Genomic DNA, 17,546 nt, shown 5'->3' with positions numbered 1-17,546 from the left:
CCTGCCAATCGGCTCCCGCAAATCCGGTTGATCAGGCTCAGGAGAGGAAAAGAGAGTTATCGTGGACGTACTTTCCCCCACCACGCCGGACCAGCTGCGCGATGCAGTCGGTTGGGCGCTTGGATCAGAGACCCCGCTTGAAATCATCGGATCGGGCAGCAAACGTGCCTATGGCCACAATGTTCAGACCAATGCGGTGCTGGATTGCTCCAAACTGTCGGGCATCCTGTTTTATCAGCCCGAAGAACTGGTGATATCCGCGCGCGCCGGAACGCCGCTTGCCGAAATCAAGGCGGCCCTGGCCGAGAAAAATCAGCAATTCCATTTCGAACCGGGCAATTTCCCGGGTCTTCTGGACGCTTCAAATGGCCCGGATGCCGGAACCATCGGCGGGCTTGTTGCGTGCAATATTGCCGGACCACGCCGCATCAAGGTCGGGGCTGCCCGCGATCATCTTCTGGGGTTTGAAGCGGTTTCTGGCCGGGCGGAGGATTTCAAATCCGGTGGCCGGGTGATGAAAAACGTGACCGGTTTTGATCTCTCGAAACTGATGGCAGGTGCGTTTGGCACCCTTGGTGTCATGCATACCGTGACGCTCAAGGTCATGCCAAATGACGAAACATCCGCCACCGTGATTGTCGCCTGCAGCGACCCGCGCGCGGCGGGCAAGGCGATGACATTGGCGATGCGCAGCGAAAACGAAGTCTCGGCCGCTGCATGGATCGCACCCGAAGACGCCCCTCATCTGGATGTGCCGCTGGCTGGTGAATATGGCAGTGGCCTTGTGGTACTGCGCATCGAAGGCCCGCAACCTTCTGTCGCATGGCGGGCTGACGCTCTTTGTCGCGCGCTGGCCGATTTCGGCGAATGTCACGAAGTCCCGGAAAGTCACAGCCACAGCATCTGGAAGGTGGTCGCTGATGTCGCCCCGTTTGCGGCTGCTGACAACAGTGACAGCACGCTTTGGCGCGTTTCGGTCCCCCCGGCAAGCGGGGGCGATATCTGTGCCCAGCTGATCGAAAAGGCTGGCGGACGGGCCATGATGGATTGGGCCGGTGGCCTGATCTGGTTGCAGGTGCCCGGATCGGACATCCCTGCGGCAACGGTGGATGCCATCCGCGATATCGCCGCTGCGGCGGGCGGGCAGGCCGTGCTGGTGCGGGCAACAGGTGAGTTGCGTAAAATCACCCCGGTCTTCCATCCGGAAAACCCGGCCCTTGCGCGCATCAATGCCAAGATTAAGGAAAACCTCGATCCGCATGGCATTCTCAATCCGGGGCGGATTGCTCCCATCTCTCAGAACGGGGAGGGCGCATAATGCAAACCAACTTCACAGCAGAGCAGCTTCAAAACCCGGCGATTGCCGAAAGCGAACAGATCCTGCGCAAATGCGTGCATTGCGGCTTTTGTACCGCGACCTGTCCGACCTTTGTGACACTGGGCGATGAACTCGATAGCCCGCGTGGCCGCATCTATCTGATCAAGGACATGCTGGAAAATGACAAACCGGCAACTGAAAAGGTGGTCAAACACCTTGATCGCTGCCTGTCCTGTCTATCTTGCACCAGCACCTGTCCGTCCGGTGTCGATTACATGCACCTGATCGACAATGCGCGCGCCCATATCGAAGAAAACTATGAACGCCCGCTTGGCGATCGTCTGCTGCGCAAGCTGCTGTCGATTGTCGTGCCCAATCCGACCCTGTTCCGGATGTCGCTGATCGGCGCGAAATTTGCCGCACCCTTTGCGCGTCTGATGCCCGGCCGGCTCAAGGGCATGGTCAAGATGGGCGCACGTCCTATGCATCCGCCAAGCTGGGTCGACAAACCACAGGTGATCCCGGCGATTGGCGAACGCAAAGGCCGCGTTGCCATCCTGATCGGTTGTGCCCAGCAGGTGCTTGAAACCGAAATCAACGAATCGACGGTTCGTCTACTCACCCGCCTCGGGATCGAGGTCGTGGTTGCCAAGGGGGCTGGCTGTTGCGGGTCGCTTGTTCATCACATGGGCAAGGAAGAACAATCGCATGCCCAGGCCAAGGGCAATATTGACGCCTGGACCGCTGAACTCGCGGGCGAGGGGCTTGATGCCATCGTCATTACCGCGTCTGGCTGTGGCACGACGATCAAGGATTACGGCCATATGCTGCGCCATGATCCGGCCTATGCCGACAAGGCGGCAACGGTATCCGGTCTTGCCAAGGATATTACCGAATATCTGGCAGGCCTTGATATTGATGGTGGGGTCTTTGCCGGGGCGACCCACGGGAATCCCCGTGTCGCCTATCATTCGGCGTGCTCGATGCAGCACGGCCAGAAGATCACCCGACCGCCGCGTGACCTTCTCAAGCAGGCCGGCTTTGATGTCGCCGAAATCGCCGAAGGTCATCTGTGCTGTGGTTCGGCCGGGGTCTATAACCTGCTTCAGCCGGAAATCGCCGGCCAACTTCAGGAACGCAAACGCGGCAATATCCGCGCGACCCAGCCTGATCTGGTCGCCACGGGCAATATCGGCTGCATGGTGCAGATCGAAACCGATGACCTTAAGGTCATTCATACCGTGCAGCTGCTTGATTGGGCTGCTGGTGGCCCGGTGCCCGAAAAACTGCGCAACCGGTTCGAGGCGACCGAACTGGCGGGCTAGGTCACCATCGTTTCAAACAGCCAAAAGAAAAGGACGGCAGGGAAATCCTTGCCGTCCTTTTTGTATCTGACCATCCGGGCTCGGATGGTGCGCCAGATGGCGGCTTATTATTCTTCGTTGCCGAGCAGGCTTTTAACAATGCCCTCAGCAGCCGAGCTTTCGCTGCTGTCTTCAGCATAGGCCGCGGTCTTGTCGCGAATCCACTGAACGGCTGCGGCCTCATCGACATCGACTTTCTGTGCGACCTGGGTCAGAACCGCTTCAATTGCCAGAACGTGGGATGCCACGTTGTTCACGGCGACATGAAGGTCATCAATATGACGCGATGCTGCTTCGGACATATCGCCCAGTTCGCCAGACAGCTTCTGAATCAGTTCCTGAATCTCGTCGAGTGAGGCGTTGCTCATATCTTGCTCCTGTTGTGCCTGCGCGTGAATTAGGCGCGGCGTTTTATAATCCCTCTGGGGTCTAAACTCATTCACATAATCGTCCCGGTCTCCCGGATTTGTGCGGATATGCGGAGCGAAACCACAGGAAGATTTATATCTTTCAAGGTTTTGCGACAAAGTAGCCCGTGCAAATCCGGGTGATCCGAAGGACAACTGATATGAGAGAAAGCCTCTGCGTCAAATCCCTTGACCGGGGATCACCCCGCTCTGCGGGCTTTTCCTAGCTTTTTCTCTCATATCAGTTGCCGGGCCGGTCATGTGAATGAGTTTAGACCCCAAGCAACAGTTGCGTGTAATGGGAGCCATGTAAAGGCCTAGGTGGCAATTATCGCCAATTGGCTAAGCCGGTCGCGATGGGCTGGCTGCGGATACGCTGGATCCGGCAAATGTGACAGTTATTGTTACAGTCTGTCGTAAATGACCGGTAAATGGCGTGTTGAAACGAAAATACATCCTTTTCAGACGCGCATGGAAATCCGCTAAGTCATTGATTTTACGTGCACGAAACCGCGTTTTTTACTCCCCTGATACGTTGTCACATAACGTTAACAAAAGCGACACAATACCGTAAGCACCCAGCGGTAGAGTCCGCCTCGCAGATCGTTGCACCGTTCCGAAGTGGAACAACCATTGGGGAATTTATGATGAAGAAGACTCTTGCTGTTGCGGCGCTGATGAGCGTTGCCGTTGCTGGCGCTGCCGAAGCACGCGACCAGATTCGTATCGTTGGTTCGTCCACCGTCTTCCCGTTTGCAACCGCAGTTGCAGAAGAATTCGGTAAAACCACCTCTTTCAAAACGCCGGTTATCGAATCTACCGGTTCTGGCGGTGGTCTGAAGCTGTTCTGCGCCGGTGTTGGCGAACAGCATCCGGACATCACCAACGCTTCGCGTCGCATCAAGAAGTCCGAAGTTGAGAAATGCGCTGAAAACGGCATTTCGGAAGTTACCGAAGTTAAAGTTGGTTACGACGGTATCGTTCTGTCGAACTCCAACGCTGCGCCGCAGCTGGACCTGACCAAAGAGCAGATCTTCCTTGCTCTTGCTAAAACCGTTCCGTCCAAAGACGGCAAGTCGCTGATCGACAACCCGTACAGCACCTGGGCAGAAATCGATCCGAGCCTGCCGGACGTTAAAATCGAAGTTCTCGGCCCGCCGCCGACCTCCGGTACCCGTGATGCCTTCACCGAGCTGGTACTCGAAGAAGCTTGCGAAGAGTTCCCGGTTATCGCCGCTCTTGAAGAAACCAACAAAGACCAGTTCAAAGCTGTCTGCGCTGGCGTTCGTGAAGACGGTGGCTATGTTGAAGCTGGCGAGAACGACAACCTGATCGTTCAGAAACTCGAAGCTAACCACGATGCACTCGGCATCTTCGGCTTCTCCTTCCTTGACCAGAACGGTGACAAGCTTCAGGGCTCGCTCATCGGTGGCGTTGCTCCGACCTTCGAAGCAATCTCTGCTGGCGATTACCCGGTTTCCCGTTCGCTGTACTTCTACGTGAAGAACGCGCACGTTGGCACCATCCCGGGCATCAAGGAATATCTTGCTGAATTCACCGCTGAAAAAGCATTTGGTGAAGAAGGTTACCTTGCTGACCGTGGCCTCATCCCGATGGATGCAGCTGAGCGTGAAGCCGTTCGCAACGCAGCGACCAACCTTTCGCCGCTGAGCATGTAACGCGATCTTTCAACCGGTGGCGGCTACGGCTGCCACCGGTTTCTTTGTTTCTCGACTTGATTTGTTTATTGTTTCTGTCCTATTGGCCTCACGAACTGACTTCTGCAGGCTCATCTGGCGAACGGATCTAACATAATGTCCCTGTCTTTCCTGTTGCTCGCGGTTGCCGCACTTTGTGCGCTGTCCTTTTATTTTGGACGCCAGCGGGCCGTAGCGCTCTCGGGCGGCCGACACAGCAATCTTCATTCCTTGCCGGTTCACTACGGGGCTTACACAGCAGCATGGTGTGGACTTCCCGCACTCGCGCTGCTTTTGATCTGGTACATGTTCCAGGGTTCGGTCATCGAAGCCCTGATCGTATCCGACCTGCCGCAGGAAATTCTTGAAGACTCCGGCCGTCTGTCGCTTGCGCTGAACTCGATTTCACTGATCGCGGCGGGCAACGGCCAGCACCTGTCGGTCGAACCGGAAATTGTTGATGCCGGTCGCCGTCTTGCCAACATCCAGACGATTGCCAGCGCAGCACTGGTCGTTGTGATGCTGAGCGGCGCGGTCCTTGGCCTGTCGCTTTCCTATCGTAAGATCACAGCCGACATGCGGGCGCGGAATAATATCGAACGCATTGCGCGCTATGTGATGATTGCCTGCTCGGCGATTGCGATCCTCTCCACGGTCGGTATCGTCTTCTCGCTTCTGTTCGAAGCGCTGCACTTCTTTACCAAGATCAACCCGCTCGAATTCCTGTTTGGTCTGGAATGGAGCCCGCAAACCGCGATCCGCGCCGATCAGGTCGCATCCGAGGGTGCCTTTGGCGCGATCCCGCTTTTTGTCGGTACGCTGCTGATTACCCTGATTGCCATGTGCGTTGCGGTGCCGATCGGTTTGTTCTCGGCGGTCTATATGGGCGAATATGCCTCCCCGAAATTCCGTGCGATTGCCAAACCGGCACTGGAAATTCTGGCGGGTGTCCCCACGGTTGTTTACGGCTTCTTTGCTGCCCTGACCGTCGCACCGTTCCTGCGTGATAATGGCGCGATTCTCGGTCTTGATGTCAGTTCTGAAAGTGCGCTGGCGGCGGGTCTGGTCATGGGCATCATGATCATTCCGTTTGTGTCTTCACTTTCTGATGACGTCATGTCGCAGGTGCCGAAATCCTTGCGCGATGGTTCATACGGCCTGGGTGCCACCAAATCGGAAACCATCCGCAACGTGATCTTCCCGGCAGCTCTTCCGGGCATCGTCGGGGCGGTGTTGCTCGCGGTGTCGCGTGCGATTGGTGAAACCATGATTGTTGTGATGGCGGCTGGTCTTGCTGCGAACATGACGGCAAACCCGCTTCAGGCTGTAACAACCGTCACGGTGCAGATTGTCACCCTTCTGGTCGGCGATCAGGAGTTTGACAGTGCCAAAACCCTCTCGGCCTTCGCGTTGGGGCTGGTTCTTTTCCTTGTCACCTTGGGCTTGAACGTATTTGCCCTTAAGGTTGTTCAGAAGTATCGCGAGAAATATGACTGATATGGCATCTCTTATGGAAGACAGAGCTGCGGCCAAAGTGATCTCTGACAATCTGCGTAAGCCGGTTGACTGGGACAGCCCGAAAATCGCCCGTAACATCAAGAAACGTTACGCCGCCGAACGCCGCTTTAAAATGTATGGCCTGGTTGCGATCGGTATCGCGCTTCTGGCGCTTTGCATGCTGGCAACCTCGATCGGCTCGAAAGGCTACAGCGCCTTTTACCAGACCTATGTTCAGCTCGAAGTGCATTTCGATCCGGCGGTGATTGATCCGGACGGGACTGGTGACCCGGCGGTTATTGGCCGTGCGAACTTTGATGGTCTGATCAAGCAGTCCCTGCGTGATCGCTTCCCGGACGTGACCTCGCGCAGTGACAAGCGTGACCTTTATGGCATCGTGTCGGGCGGGGCGTCTTATGATCTGCGTGAACGGGTTCTCGAAAATCCAAGCCTGATCGGGCAGACGCGCACCATCTGGCTGATCTCGGGCGATGATTTCGATATGCTCAATAAAGGCTATATCGATCCGACCGTTGCTGAGGGCGACCGTCGTCTCAATGATCAGGAAGTCAGCTGGTATAACGAACTGGTCGAAGCCGGCGCGGTGGAAAAACAGTTCCACACCCGCTTCTTCACCAGTGGTGACTCCCGCGAGCCGGAACTGGCTGGCATCTGGGGCGCTGCGGTTGGCTCGTTCTATACCCTGCTTGTGACCTTGGCCCTGTCCTTCCCGATTGGTGTTCTGGCGGCTGTGTACTTGGAAGAGTTCGCTCCCAAGAACCGCTTCACCCAGATTGTTGAAGTCAACATCAACAACTTGGCTGCTGTGCCGTCCATCGTCTTTGGTCTGCTGGGTCTTGAGGTCTATCTCAATGTCATGCACTTGCCGCGTTCGGCCCCGGTTGTCGGTGGTTTGACGCTGGCCCTGATGACCCTGCCGACCATCATCATTGCCTCGCGCGCTGCGATCAAGGCAGTGCCGCCGTCGATCCGTCAGGCCGCCCTTGGCCTTGGTGCATCCCCGGTTCAGACCGTGACCCATCATGTTCTGCCGCTTGCGATGCCGGGCATCCTGACGGGTACGATCATTGGCATGGCGCAGGCGCTGGGTGAAACCGCACCGCTTCTGATGATCGGTATGGTGGCCTTTATTGTCGATATCCCGGGCGGGGCACTTGACCCGGCAACGGTTCTGCCGGTCCAGATCTATCTGTGGGCGGACAGCCCGGAACGTGCCTTTGTCGAGAAAACCTCGGCAGCGATTATGGTGTTGCTGGCATTCCTTGTCCTGATGAATGGACTGGCTGTGTATCTGCGCAAAAAATTTGAACGGAAGTGGTAAAATGGCTGCTGTATCCCAGAGCGCAATGGCGGCAAAGCCGTCGGTCGAAAATCCGAAAATGACCGCGCGTAACCTTGATCTTTTCTATAGCGACAATCAGGCCCTTTATGAGGTCGACCTTGATATCGCCGAAAAGCAGGTCACCGCGCTGATTGGCCCGTCGGGCTGTGGTAAATCCACCTTCCTGCGCTGCCTTAACCGCATGAATGACACCATTGACGGTGTCACCATCAAAGGCGAAGTCACCCTTGATGGCCGCGACATCTATGACAAGCGCATCGACGTGGTTCAGCTGCGCGCGCGCATCGGCATGGTGTTCCAGAAACCGAACCCGTTCCCGAAATCGATCTATGACAACGTGGCCTATGGCCCGCGCATTCATGGTCTGGTCAATTCGCGTGACGAGCTTGACGAAATCGTCATGACCTCGCTCGAACGCGCCGGTCTTCTCAAAGAAGTCAAAGATCGCCTGCAGTCGCCGGCAACCGGTCTTTCCGGTGGTCAGCAGCAGCGCCTTTGCATCGCGCGTGCGGTCGCTGTCAGCCCGGAAGTCATCCTGATGGATGAGCCGTGCTCGGCACTGGACCCGATCGCGACCGCCAAGGTCGAGGAACTGATCGACGAGCTGCGCTCGAACTACACGATCGTGATCGTGACCCACTCCATGCAGCAGGCTGCCCGTGTGTCACAGCGCACCGCGTTCTTCCATCTCGGCAAGCTGGTCGAAGTCGGCGAAACCGATCAAATCTTTACCAACCCGAAGGACGAACGCACCAAGGGTTACATTACCGGCCGCTTCGGTTAAGTGAGCCAGGAGTACGCATAAATGGTTGAAGAACATACCCATATCGTAAGTTCGTTCGACGAGGAACTGACCCGTCTGAACAACATCATCTCGCAAATGGGCGGGCTTGCCGAAAGCCAGCTTATTTCCTCGATCCGCTCCATCGTCAAACGCGATTCCGAGCTGGCCGAAAAAGTCATCCTGTCTGATCAGCGCATCGACGTTCTCGAACAGGAAGTCCAGGACTTTGCCGTGCGTCTGCTGGCACTGCGTCAACCGATGGCAGATGACCTGCGTCAGGTCGTAACGGCCCTTAAGCTGTCAAACGATCTCGAACGTATCGGTGATCTTGCGAAAAACATCGCCAAACGCGCACAGGTCCTGAACCAGATCCCGCCGATCCGCCCGGTTCAGGCGATCCCGAACATGGCCAAGCTGGCCCAGGAAATCATCAAGGATGTCCTGGACGCCTATATCGAAAGCGATGCCGACAAGGCCCACCGTGTCTGGGAACGCGATCAGGAAGTGGATGACATGTACAATTCGCTGTTCCGCGAATTGCTGACCTACATGATGGAAGATCCGCGCAACATCACCGCGTCGACCCATTTGCTGTTCATTGCCAAGAACATCGAACGTATCGGTGACCACGCCACCAACATCGCTGAAACGATCTATTACCGGATCAAGGGCGAAGACCTGCCGGGCATTGAACGGCCAAAAAACGACGCAGCGAACTTCGCTGTTGTCGAACCAAATGAGTGACACTGGAGCATAGGAAGATGGATCCAACGGTTCTTATCGTCGAGGACGAGGCTGCAATCGTAACCATGTTGCGCTACAACCTCGAACGTGAGGGGATGCAGGTTGTCGAAGCCGGAGACGGTGACGAAGCGTTGAAAATCATGGCAGAAACCCATGTCGATCTTGTTTTGCTCGACTGGATGCTGCCGGTGATGTCGGGCATCGAAGTCTGCCGTCAGATCCGTCGCAAGCCTGAAAGCCGCGATTTGCCGGTGATCATGGTTACCGCACGCGGCGAAGAAGGCGACCGTATCCGTGGTCTTGATACCGGTGCTGATGACTATGTCACCAAGCCGTTCGCAATTGGCGAGCTGCTGGCACGTATCCGCGCACTTCTCCGCCGATCCGGTCCGGCGCAACCACAAGGGCAGTTAATCTATTCCGATATCGAAATGGATCTCGCCGCTCACCGTGTCAGCCGCAATGGCAAGGCCATCCATCTTGGCCCGACAGAATTCCGTCTGCTGCGCTATTTCCTTGAGCATCCGGGGCGTGTTTTCTCGCGCGAACAATTGCTTAACGCGGTCTGGGGCCCGAATATCTATGTCGAAACCCGCACCGTTGACGTCCATATCCGTCGCCTGCGCAAGGCGCTCAATGACGTCAAGGGGACCCGCGATATTATCCGTACCGTCCGTGCGGCTGGCTATGCGCTGGACTCAGAAACCGCTGCCTAAGCCGTTTTCGACACGCGATCTCATGAAAAACCCCCGCGGCGCGCTGCTGCGGGGGTTTTTGTTTCGGGTCCAAACTCATTCACATAATCGTCCCGGTCTCCCGGATTTGTGCGGATATGCGGAGCTAAATCGCAGGAAGATCTATATCTTTCAAGATTTTGCGGCAAAATAGCCCGTGCAAATCCGGGTGATCCGAAGGACAGCTGATCTGAGAGAAAGCCTCTGCGTCAAATCCCTTGACCGGGGATCACCCCGCTCTGCGGACTTTTCCTTACTTTTTCTCTCAGATCAGTTGCCGGGGCGGTCATGTGAATGAGTTTGGACCCGAGGCCGTAACGGCTTGGCGGTCGGGCTCAGGATTTTTCCTCTGCCGGCTTGTCCGAACTGTCTGGATTGCTTGGTTTGCGCTGCATACGCGGCGCCAGCTCGTTCATCAAAAGCATATCGGCCCGGCGGAACTTGGCGATTTCCGCATCAATATCTTCCTGCGGCACATCACAGGCTGCCAGAACGTGATCAGACAACCGCAACCCGGTTTCAAGCACTTCCGGGATGGCGGCATCTGCGCCATGGCGGGACAACGGCCCGATATGGGTGATGTCCTGCGCACGGGCAAAGATCTTCAGATGCGGATAATGCTGCCTTAAAAGCGCAACCGTCTTTTCGGTCGCATGCGGGTTCCCCATGGCAACAACCGCAATTCTTGCTTCATCTGTATGTGCCGCCCGGAAAGTTTCCGGGCGTGACCCGTCGGCAAAGTAAACCGGCAGGCCTTCTGCCCGACCGCGCGAGACTTGCTGCGCGTCACTATCAAGTACGAGGAACGGAATGTTCCGGGTCTTGAGCAACCGGGCCAAAACCCGGCCAACGCGGCCGCTGCCGATCACCAGAACATGCTGGTGAATGCCCTCGGATTCCTCGGCAATCTTGCCAAGCTGATCTTCTTCCTTGGGATGAAGCTTTTCCTCGATCTTGTGACCAAGACTGATCAGGGTCGGGGTCAGCGCCATCGAAATCGCCACCACCGGGATCAGCATCGCCGCAACATCAAGCGGCACGGCACCGTTCTGGGCGGCCAGGGCAAACATCACAAAGGCAAATTCACCGCCAGCGGCCAAACTCATGCCGACCCGGATGGCAAGGCCGGTTTCAAACCGCATGGCGCGCGCCAGCCCGAACAGAACGGCCGTCTTGATCGCCAGCAACAAGACCAGCCACATGACGATGCTGCCGAACTCGTTATAAACCACGTCCGCATCGACCGACATGCCCACCGACATAAAGAACAGCGACAGGAAAACACCCCGGAACGGCGAAATGTCGGCTTCGATCTGATGGCGGAACTCGGTCTCGGCCAGCATCACACCGGCAATGAAGGCCCCCAGTGCCATCGAAAGACCGGAAACCTCGGTAAGGGTACTGGCGGCCAACACCACGAACAACGTGCCGATGGCAAACAGTTCCGGGTTTTTAAGTGACGCGATATAGCGAAACAGACGCGGCAGCACATAACGCCCGACAAGCAATAACAACGCGACCGAGCCAAAACCAAGCAGGATGCTCATCCACGGGCTGGTTTCGGTTCCGGCATCGCCCGCCGCCTGCACCATAATCAGGAACGGGCCAACCGCCACATCCTGCAACAACAGGATGGCAAGGGCCGCACGGCCAAACCGGGTATTAAGCTGCCGGTCATCGGAAAGCTGCTTGAGGATAATCGCGGTCGATGAAAGCGCAAGCGCACCGGCAATCACAAGGGCTGTCGGCAGGGCAAATTCCATCGCCACCAGAAGCCCCAAAAGGGCCGCCATCGACACCAGAATTTGCAAAAGACCCAGACCGGCAAACCGTCCGCCAATCACGCGCAGACGATCACGCGAAAGCTCCAACCCGATCATGAAGAGCAGGAAAACAACGCCAAGCTCGGCCACGGTCGAGATGTCTTCACGCTCGGAAATCAGGCCAAAGCCGAAAGGACCGATAAAGAACCCGCCAATCAGAAAGCCGATGATCGAATTCGCACGCAGCTTGTGCGCAATCGGCACCGCAATGATTGCGGCAGTCAGAATAAGAAACAGCTCGAACAGAACGCTGTGATGCATGGCGAAAATCGATCCGGAAGGCGGTAAATGTCTGAAAATAACGAGATTACAAGGATAACGAAAATAACCCTGCCAGTCGTGGGTAAATTTGACGCATTTGCAAAATTCACAGCTCTGTCTTCGCACGTCATTTTGTCGCGCTTTGTCGTGTGGCACGCGCTGGGTGCGCAGAATGTCACATCCTGATGACTTGCCATTCGCGCTGCCAAATGCCATCTTCCGCGGGCCTGACAAAAGGCCGGTTTAATCGCTTTTGAAACGAGCAAATATTTTGGAACAGCTTATCCCCTATATTCAGATCATCGCAGGTCTTGTTCTCCTGACAGCAGGTGGTGAATTCATTGTAAGGGGGGCTGTTGGTCTCGCACTTTTGCTCGGTGTTTCCAAGGTTATCGTTGGTCTGACGATTGTTGCCGCCGGCACCTCCGCCCCGGAATTTGTCGTCTCGCTGAACGCATCGCTGAAAGGCACGGCCGATATCGCGATGGGTAACGTGGTTGGCTCCAACATTGCCAATATCCTGCTGATCCTGGGCGCCGTTGCGCTGCTGAAACCCGTCGCTGCATCGCGCGTCACCGTGGTGCGTGACGGCGGCACCATGTTGCTGGGTACTTTACTGTTTATCGGTTTTTGCATGTTCGGTGTGATCGAACGCTGGGCCGGGGCGATCATGCTCTGTGTGTTGGCAGCGATCTGGTACTTTACCTATAAGCATGACAAGAACGCACCAAGTGACGCCAGCCACCTTCACGAAGAAGAAGTTGATGAAGTCGGTGAAAAGCCCAAAGGCTGGACCAAGCCGCTCATCGCGACCGTGATCGGGATTGTTGCCCTGATGTTTGGTGCGGAATGGCTGGTCGAAGGCGGGGTGTCCGTTGCCCGTCAGTTTGGTGTGTCCGAAGCCGTCATTGGCCTGACCCTTGTGGCATTTGGTACGTCGCTTCCGGAACTGGCCGCATCGGTTGTTGCCGCCTTCCGTGGGCATTCCGACGTTGCACTTGGCAACGTGGTTGGCTCGAACCTTTTGAACCTGCTGGTGATCATTGGTGGTGTTTCGCTGATCGCCCCCATCCCGGTTCCCGAGCAGATCATGAATTCCGATATCTGGATCATGCTGGCTGTAACGGTTGCCTTGCTTGGGGTTGCCTATGCTCTGCGCAAGATTTCGCGCATCACCGGCGTGGCATTCGTGATTGCCTATCTGGTCTATGTCTTCCAACTTGTCGTAGCATAAAGCATATTGCATCTAATCTGCCCCATTTTGCCGGAGAGAACCTTCTGTCCGGCGAGGAAAGGACCGCAGTACGTAGCGGGGCTACGTGCAAGGAGCTTGACGCTGCGGGGCAGAAGGTTGTCCCGGCCCGAAGGGTTTGTTTTTGGCGAGGTTTCGCGGCGTTACACCGTTTGATCGATGCGCCGCATCGCTCTGCACGCTGTGCCTTGCCAAACGACACGCCAAAAACAAACAAAATGGAGCAGATTAAATGCAACATGCTTTAATCAATTCAATCAGGTTCCGGTCGTTCATTTGTAGGTCGGGGCCACATGACAAGGATCGCGGCAGCAATGACAGGTCAGTCTCCAAAGTCGGTTTTGATCACCGGTGCTGCAAAGCGCATCGGTCGGGCGGTTACCCTTGATCTTGCTAGCAACGGCTATGACATCGCCCTTCATTGCAACAATTCCCGCAACGACGCCGAAACCCTTGCTGCCGAGGTTCGCGATCTTGGCCGCCGCGCCTGTGTTGTGTCCGCTGATCTCGCAAACGAAGACGACACCCATCGTCTGCTGGCCGATGCCAAGGATCAGCTGGGTCCGATCGGGGTTCTGATCAATAACGCCTCGACCTTTGAATATGATGATGTGAAGACTGCGACCCGCGAAAGCTGGGATCTGCACATGGAAACCAATCTGCGCGCACCCTTTGTCCTGTCACAGGAATTTGCCAAACACCTGCCGGATGACTGCAAGGGCGCGATCATTAACCTGATTGATCAGCGGGTTTGGAATCTCACCCCGCATTTCATGACCTATACATTGTCAAAGGCGGGGCTTTGGACCCTGACGCAGACCCTGGCACTGGCTTTGGCGCCCAAAATTCGGGTCAATGCCATCGGGCCGGGCCCGGCACTGCCTAGTAGCCGACAAACACAGGAAGTTTTCGACGCACAATGCGCCAAAACACCCCTGAAAATAGGGACAAACCCGCAAGAGATTTGCGACGCGGTTCGATTTTTCCTTGCCGCACCGGCCATCACCGGGCAAATGTTAGCCCTTGACGGCGGGCAGCACCTCGATTGGGCGCCCAGTGGCGAAGATGATGCGCCCAACGAATGATGCCCGGCGGTGATGGGAAAAATCACTGCCAAACATCGGGCCGGATATGCGTGGTGATCTGAGTGGCCACGCAAGAAAGCAGCACAGGGAAGACCGGAATATGACCGCAGGCCTTAAAAAGGACGCCAAAATTACCGCACTGCCATTTGCCGATCTGGCTGGCAGTCTGCGCCGTGTCTTCGTGCGTGACATGATCATTCACACCTCTATCGGTGTTTACGAACACGAAAAAGAAGCCCCGCAGCGTGTACGGATCAATCTCGATCTCGAAGTGCTCGAAGGCGACGGTGTTCAAAATGACGACATCACCACCGTGCTCAGCTACGAGGATTTGGTTGTCGGCACCCGTCGCATTTGTCAGGACGGTCACACCAACCTTGTGGAAACCCTTGGGGAAAAACTCGCCGATATGTGCCTTGCCGATCCGCGCGTGCGCAAGGTGATCGTCAGAGTTGAAAAGCTCGACGTTTTTGAAGACGTCACGGCGGTCGGTGTTGAAATCGAACGCCACAATATCGCGCGCTGATCACCGTTAACGATCCCGAAAAAATTTACTTTTTCAGACCGGCAATCCAAGGGACTCTATGATTCCTCTGGGCCGAATCGTAATTGCGCTTATTCACAAGCATCTGGCGAATGTGAATCAAAGGAAAATATTCGATTTTTACGACTGTATTACCGAATGATTTCAGGTTGACAGTATTTTTATTGAATTATTTCAATGGCTTAACTGTTTTGCTCAATAAATGGGCACTTCACAGAACGTTAAGACTCTCAAGGGGTGCAGGAAGTCACCCCCTTATTACCCACATAGTTATCCACAGACTTGGTGGACATCTTTTTTGGCATGGCGATTCCCCCGGATGCAGTTGCGATGTTAGGCTCAGGACCTATTAATTTGATTGGAATGGCAGAGCTTAGATTTGTGAAACCCAAGGAAAATTCTGCGAAGCGGGTTGGTATCCCGCTTAAGGGATTTGACGCAGGAGTTTGCAAATATAAGCTCTGTCCTTCGGATTCACCGGATTTGCACGGGCTACTTTGTCGCAAAGCCTTGAAAGATGTATATCTTGCTGCGGTTTTGCTTCGCGTATCCGCACAAATCCGGTGAACCATTCAAACCAAATTAATAGGTCCTGAGCCTAGTCTTTTCCGCTATGTTCCAATGCGTGTTTGCCAGTGACGACCGTCACAACTTTGAATGTATTTTTTAGAGTCTGTTGCAGCCTGATTGAACAGCAACAGATTTGCCTGATCGCGGAGTGCCTTGATGAAGCCACCAGTTTCCCCCGAAAACCCGGCCGGGGATGATGCCCCGAAACGGGAAATCGGTTTGTCTCTGGAAGCAGAGCCGACCGAGGGCGGGGCAGCACGAGGTGTCGAGGCGATTAAAAATGCGCTGAAAACCATGCCGGGGTCGCCCGGTGTCTATCGCATGATCGATGACAAGGATCGTGTGCTTTATGTCGGCAAGGCCAAAAGCCTCAAGAAGCGCGTGGTGTCCTATACCCGCATCATGCAATTGCCGATCCGCATTGCCCGCATGGTGGCCCAGACGGTGCGGATGGAAATCATCACCACCCATACCGAGGCCGAAGCCCTTCTTCTTGAATCCAACATGATCAAGAAGCTCAAGCCGCGCTACAACATCCTGCTGCGCGATGACAAAAGCTTCCCCTATATCCTGATCACCGAGGATCACGACTATCCGCGCATCGTCAAACATCGTGGCGCACGCGCCAAGGATGGCAGTTGCTTTGGCCCGTTTGCGTCGGCCTGGGCGGTTAACAACACGATCAACCATCTGCAACGCGCCTTTTTGCTGCGCTCTTGCACCGATGGGGTGTTTTCCAACCGCTCGCGCCCGTGTTTGCTTTATCAAATCAAACGCTGTGCGGCCCCTTGTGTCGATCGGATTTCCAAGCCGGAATATGACGAGCTGGTTGATATCTGCCGCGACTTCCTGACCGGGCGCAGCCAGAAAATCCTCAAGCAGCTTGAAGCTGACATGATGGATGCATCGGAAAAGATGGAGTTCGAGCAGGCCGCGATGTATCGCGACCGCATCCGTGCGCTCAGCCAGATCCGCTCCCATCAGGACATCAATCTCGAAGGTGTCGAAGAGGCCGACGTTATTGCCCTGCATCAGGAAGGCGGACAAAGCTGCGTGCAGGTCTTCTTCTTCCGCTCAGGCTCGAACTATGGCAACCGGTCCTACTTCCCGCGCCATGAACAGTCGGCTGAAATCCCGGAAATCCTATCGGCCTTTGTCGGGCAGTTCTATGCCGACAAACCCGCGCCAAAGCAGATATTCCTGTCGCACGAAATCGAAGGTCACGAACTGGTTGAAACCGCCCTTGGCGTTAATAACGACCGCAAGATCGAATTGCTGGTGCCCAAGCGTGGCGGCAAGCGCAAGCTGGTCGAACATGCCCTGACCAATGCCAAGGATGCGCTCGGACGCCGTCTGGCCGAAAGTGCCACACAGCGCAAACTGCTTGAAGACTTGGCCGACAAGCTTGATCTCGAAAGCACACCTGAACGGATCGAGGTTTACGATAACTCCCACACCCAGGGGACCAACATGGTTGGCGGCATGATTGTCGCAGGACCCGAAGGCTTCATGAAAAACGCCTATCGCAAATTCAACATCAAGGGCGATATCGCACCGGGTGATGACTTTGCCATGATGCGCGAAGTCCTGACCCGTCGTTTTGCCCGCGCCCAAAAAGAGGACCCGGACCGCGAAAACGGCACTTGGCCGGACCTGTGCCTGATTGACGGCGGTTTGGGCCAGCTCGGCGTGGCGCGCTCGGTCCTCGAAGATCTCGGGATCGAAGACGTCATGCTGGTCGGTGTTGCCAAGGGTGTTGATCGTAATGCTGGCAAGGAAGTCCTGCACATCCCCGGCAAGGCGCCAGTGCGTCTCGATATGAAGGACCCGGTGCTGTACTTCATTCAGCGTCTGCGGGACGAAGCCCACCGGTGGGCGATCGGCACCCACCGCGCCAAACGCGCCAAGCAGATCGGCAAAAGTGTTCTGGATTCGGTGCCGGGTGTCGGCGGTGCGCGCAAAAAGGCACTTTTGCATCATTTCGGTTCGGCCCGTGGGGTTGCTGATGCGGGGCTTGCCGACTTGGAGGCCGTCGATGGCATCAGTGCCGCGCTCGCCCGAAAGATTTATGATCATTTCCACGAAGGAAAGTGATCCTCTCTT

The 17,546-nt window shown here is 55.9% G+C and carries 14 protein-coding genes; 12 read left to right on the top strand and 2 right to left on the bottom strand.

Annotated features, from left to right (window positions below):
- The first annotated feature begins 61 nt into the window (after positions 1–61).
- Together glcE and glcF are read left to right on the top strand one after the other, a co-directional pair.
- Positions 62–1,318: a glycolate oxidase subunit GlcE gene (gene glcE / locus UF64_RS14040; RefSeq protein ID WP_235285073.1), complete on the top strand. Its 1,257-nt coding sequence runs from the start codon at positions 62–64 to the stop codon at positions 1,316–1,318.
- Complete coding sequence (gene glcF, locus UF64_RS14035) at positions 1,318–2,643, top strand: glycolate oxidase subunit GlcF (RefSeq protein ID WP_044829246.1); 1,326 nt, start codon at positions 1,318–1,320, stop codon at positions 2,641–2,643. The genes glcE and glcF overlap by 1 nt, the downstream gene beginning before the upstream one ends.
- A 107-nt stretch (positions 2,644–2,750) precedes the next feature.
- Here glcF and UF64_RS14030 read toward each other — a convergent pair whose 3' ends face one another.
- Positions 2,751–3,050 carry a hypothetical protein gene (locus tag UF64_RS14030; protein WP_044829245.1) on the bottom strand — a complete coding sequence of 100 codons (300 nt, stop codon included), beginning with the start codon at positions 3,048–3,050 and terminating at the stop codon, positions 2,751–2,753.
- Positions 3,051–3,733: 683 nt separating this feature from the next.
- Here UF64_RS14030 and UF64_RS14025 point away from each other — a divergent pair.
- The 6 genes from UF64_RS14025 to phoB all read left to right on the top strand — a co-directional run bounded on the left by UF64_RS14025 (position 3,734) and on the right by phoB (position 9,890).
- Complete coding sequence (locus UF64_RS14025) at positions 3,734–4,768, top strand: PstS family phosphate ABC transporter substrate-binding protein (protein ID WP_044829244.1); 1,035 nt, start codon at positions 3,734–3,736, stop codon at positions 4,766–4,768.
- 135 nt (positions 4,769–4,903) lie between these two features.
- Entirely contained in the window at positions 4,904–6,283 is a 1,380-nt protein-coding gene (gene pstC, locus UF64_RS14020; RefSeq protein WP_044829243.1) for a phosphate ABC transporter permease subunit PstC, read from the top strand.
- Positions 6,276–7,625: a phosphate ABC transporter permease PstA gene (pstA, locus tag UF64_RS14015; RefSeq protein WP_044829242.1), complete on the top strand. Its 1,350-nt coding sequence runs from the start codon at positions 6,276–6,278 to the stop codon at positions 7,623–7,625. Before pstC ends, pstA begins: the two co-directional genes overlap by 8 nt.
- 1 nt (position 7,626) lies before the next feature.
- Complete coding sequence (gene pstB, locus UF64_RS14010) at positions 7,627–8,430, top strand: phosphate ABC transporter ATP-binding protein PstB (protein WP_082049784.1); 804 nt, start codon at positions 7,627–7,629, stop codon at positions 8,428–8,430.
- A 21-nt stretch (positions 8,431–8,451) separates the two neighbouring features.
- Positions 8,452–9,174: a phosphate signaling complex protein PhoU gene (gene phoU, locus UF64_RS14005; protein ID WP_044829241.1), complete on the top strand. Its 723-nt coding sequence runs from the start codon at positions 8,452–8,454 to the stop codon at positions 9,172–9,174.
- A 17-nt stretch (positions 9,175–9,191) separates the two neighbouring features.
- On the top strand, positions 9,192–9,890 hold the full coding sequence (gene phoB, locus UF64_RS14000; protein WP_033067877.1) for a phosphate regulon transcriptional regulator PhoB: 699 nt from the start codon (positions 9,192–9,194) through the stop codon (positions 9,888–9,890).
- 353 nt (positions 9,891–10,243) lie between these two features.
- Here the strand turns inward: phoB and UF64_RS13995 are convergent, their stop codons facing one another.
- Positions 10,244–11,992, bottom strand: a complete 1,749-nt coding sequence (locus tag UF64_RS13995) for a cation:proton antiporter (RefSeq protein WP_044829240.1) — start codon at positions 11,990–11,992, stop codon at positions 10,244–10,246.
- A 271-nt stretch (positions 11,993–12,263) separates the two neighbouring features.
- On the opposite strand from UF64_RS13995, the gene UF64_RS13990 reads away from it, so the two are divergent.
- The 4 genes from UF64_RS13990 (at position 12,264) to uvrC (ending at position 17,537) form a co-directional block, all read left to right on the top strand.
- Complete coding sequence (locus UF64_RS13990) at positions 12,264–13,226, top strand: calcium/sodium antiporter (protein WP_044829239.1); 963 nt, start codon at positions 12,264–12,266, stop codon at positions 13,224–13,226.
- Positions 13,227–13,558: 332 nt separating this feature from the next.
- Entirely contained in the window at positions 13,559–14,329 is a 771-nt protein-coding gene (locus tag UF64_RS13985; protein ID WP_044829238.1) for an SDR family oxidoreductase, read from the top strand.
- A gap of 100 nt (positions 14,330–14,429) precedes the next feature.
- On the top strand, positions 14,430–14,855 hold the full coding sequence (folB, locus tag UF64_RS13980; protein WP_044829290.1) for a dihydroneopterin aldolase: 426 nt from the start codon (positions 14,430–14,432) through the stop codon (positions 14,853–14,855).
- A gap of 744 nt (positions 14,856–15,599) precedes the next feature.
- Positions 15,600–17,537, top strand: a complete 1,938-nt coding sequence (uvrC, locus tag UF64_RS13970; protein ID WP_152630696.1) for an excinuclease ABC subunit UvrC — start codon at positions 15,600–15,602, stop codon at positions 17,535–17,537.
- Positions 17,538–17,546 lie beyond the last annotated feature (9 nt).

Origin of the sequence: Thalassospira sp. HJ (assembly GCF_000948415.1) — a bacterium.
Taxonomy (GTDB): Bacteria; Pseudomonadota; Alphaproteobacteria; order Rhodospirillales; family Thalassospiraceae; genus Thalassospira.
This window is presented reverse-complemented; position numbering and strand designations above follow the sequence as displayed.

Coding starts and splice junctions, on each gene's coding strand:
- glcF (WP_044829246.1), top strand. CDS start 1,318: ATGCAAACCAACTTCACAGCAGAGCAGCTTCAAAACCCGGCGATTGCC.
- UF64_RS14030 (WP_044829245.1), bottom strand. CDS start 3,050: ATGAGCAACGCCTCACTCGACGAGATTCAGGAACTGATTCAGAAGCTG.
- UF64_RS14025 (WP_044829244.1), top strand. CDS start 3,734: ATGATGAAGAAGACTCTTGCTGTTGCGGCGCTGATGAGCGTTGCCGTT.
- pstC (WP_044829243.1), top strand. CDS start 4,904: ATGTCCCTGTCTTTCCTGTTGCTCGCGGTTGCCGCACTTTGTGCGCTG.
- pstA (WP_044829242.1), top strand. CDS start 6,276: ATGACTGATATGGCATCTCTTATGGAAGACAGAGCTGCGGCCAAAGTG.
- pstB (WP_082049784.1), top strand. CDS start 7,627: ATGGCTGCTGTATCCCAGAGCGCAATGGCGGCAAAGCCGTCGGTCGAA.
- phoU (WP_044829241.1), top strand. CDS start 8,452: ATGGTTGAAGAACATACCCATATCGTAAGTTCGTTCGACGAGGAACTG.
- phoB (WP_033067877.1), top strand. CDS start 9,192: ATGGATCCAACGGTTCTTATCGTCGAGGACGAGGCTGCAATCGTAACC.
- UF64_RS13995 (WP_044829240.1), bottom strand. CDS start 11,992: ATGCATCACAGCGTTCTGTTCGAGCTGTTTCTTATTCTGACTGCCGCA.
- UF64_RS13985 (WP_044829238.1), top strand. CDS start 13,559: ATGACAGGTCAGTCTCCAAAGTCGGTTTTGATCACCGGTGCTGCAAAG.
- folB (WP_044829290.1), top strand. CDS start 14,430: ATGACCGCAGGCCTTAAAAAGGACGCCAAAATTACCGCACTGCCATTT.
- uvrC (WP_152630696.1), top strand. CDS start 15,600: ATGAAGCCACCAGTTTCCCCCGAAAACCCGGCCGGGGATGATGCCCCG.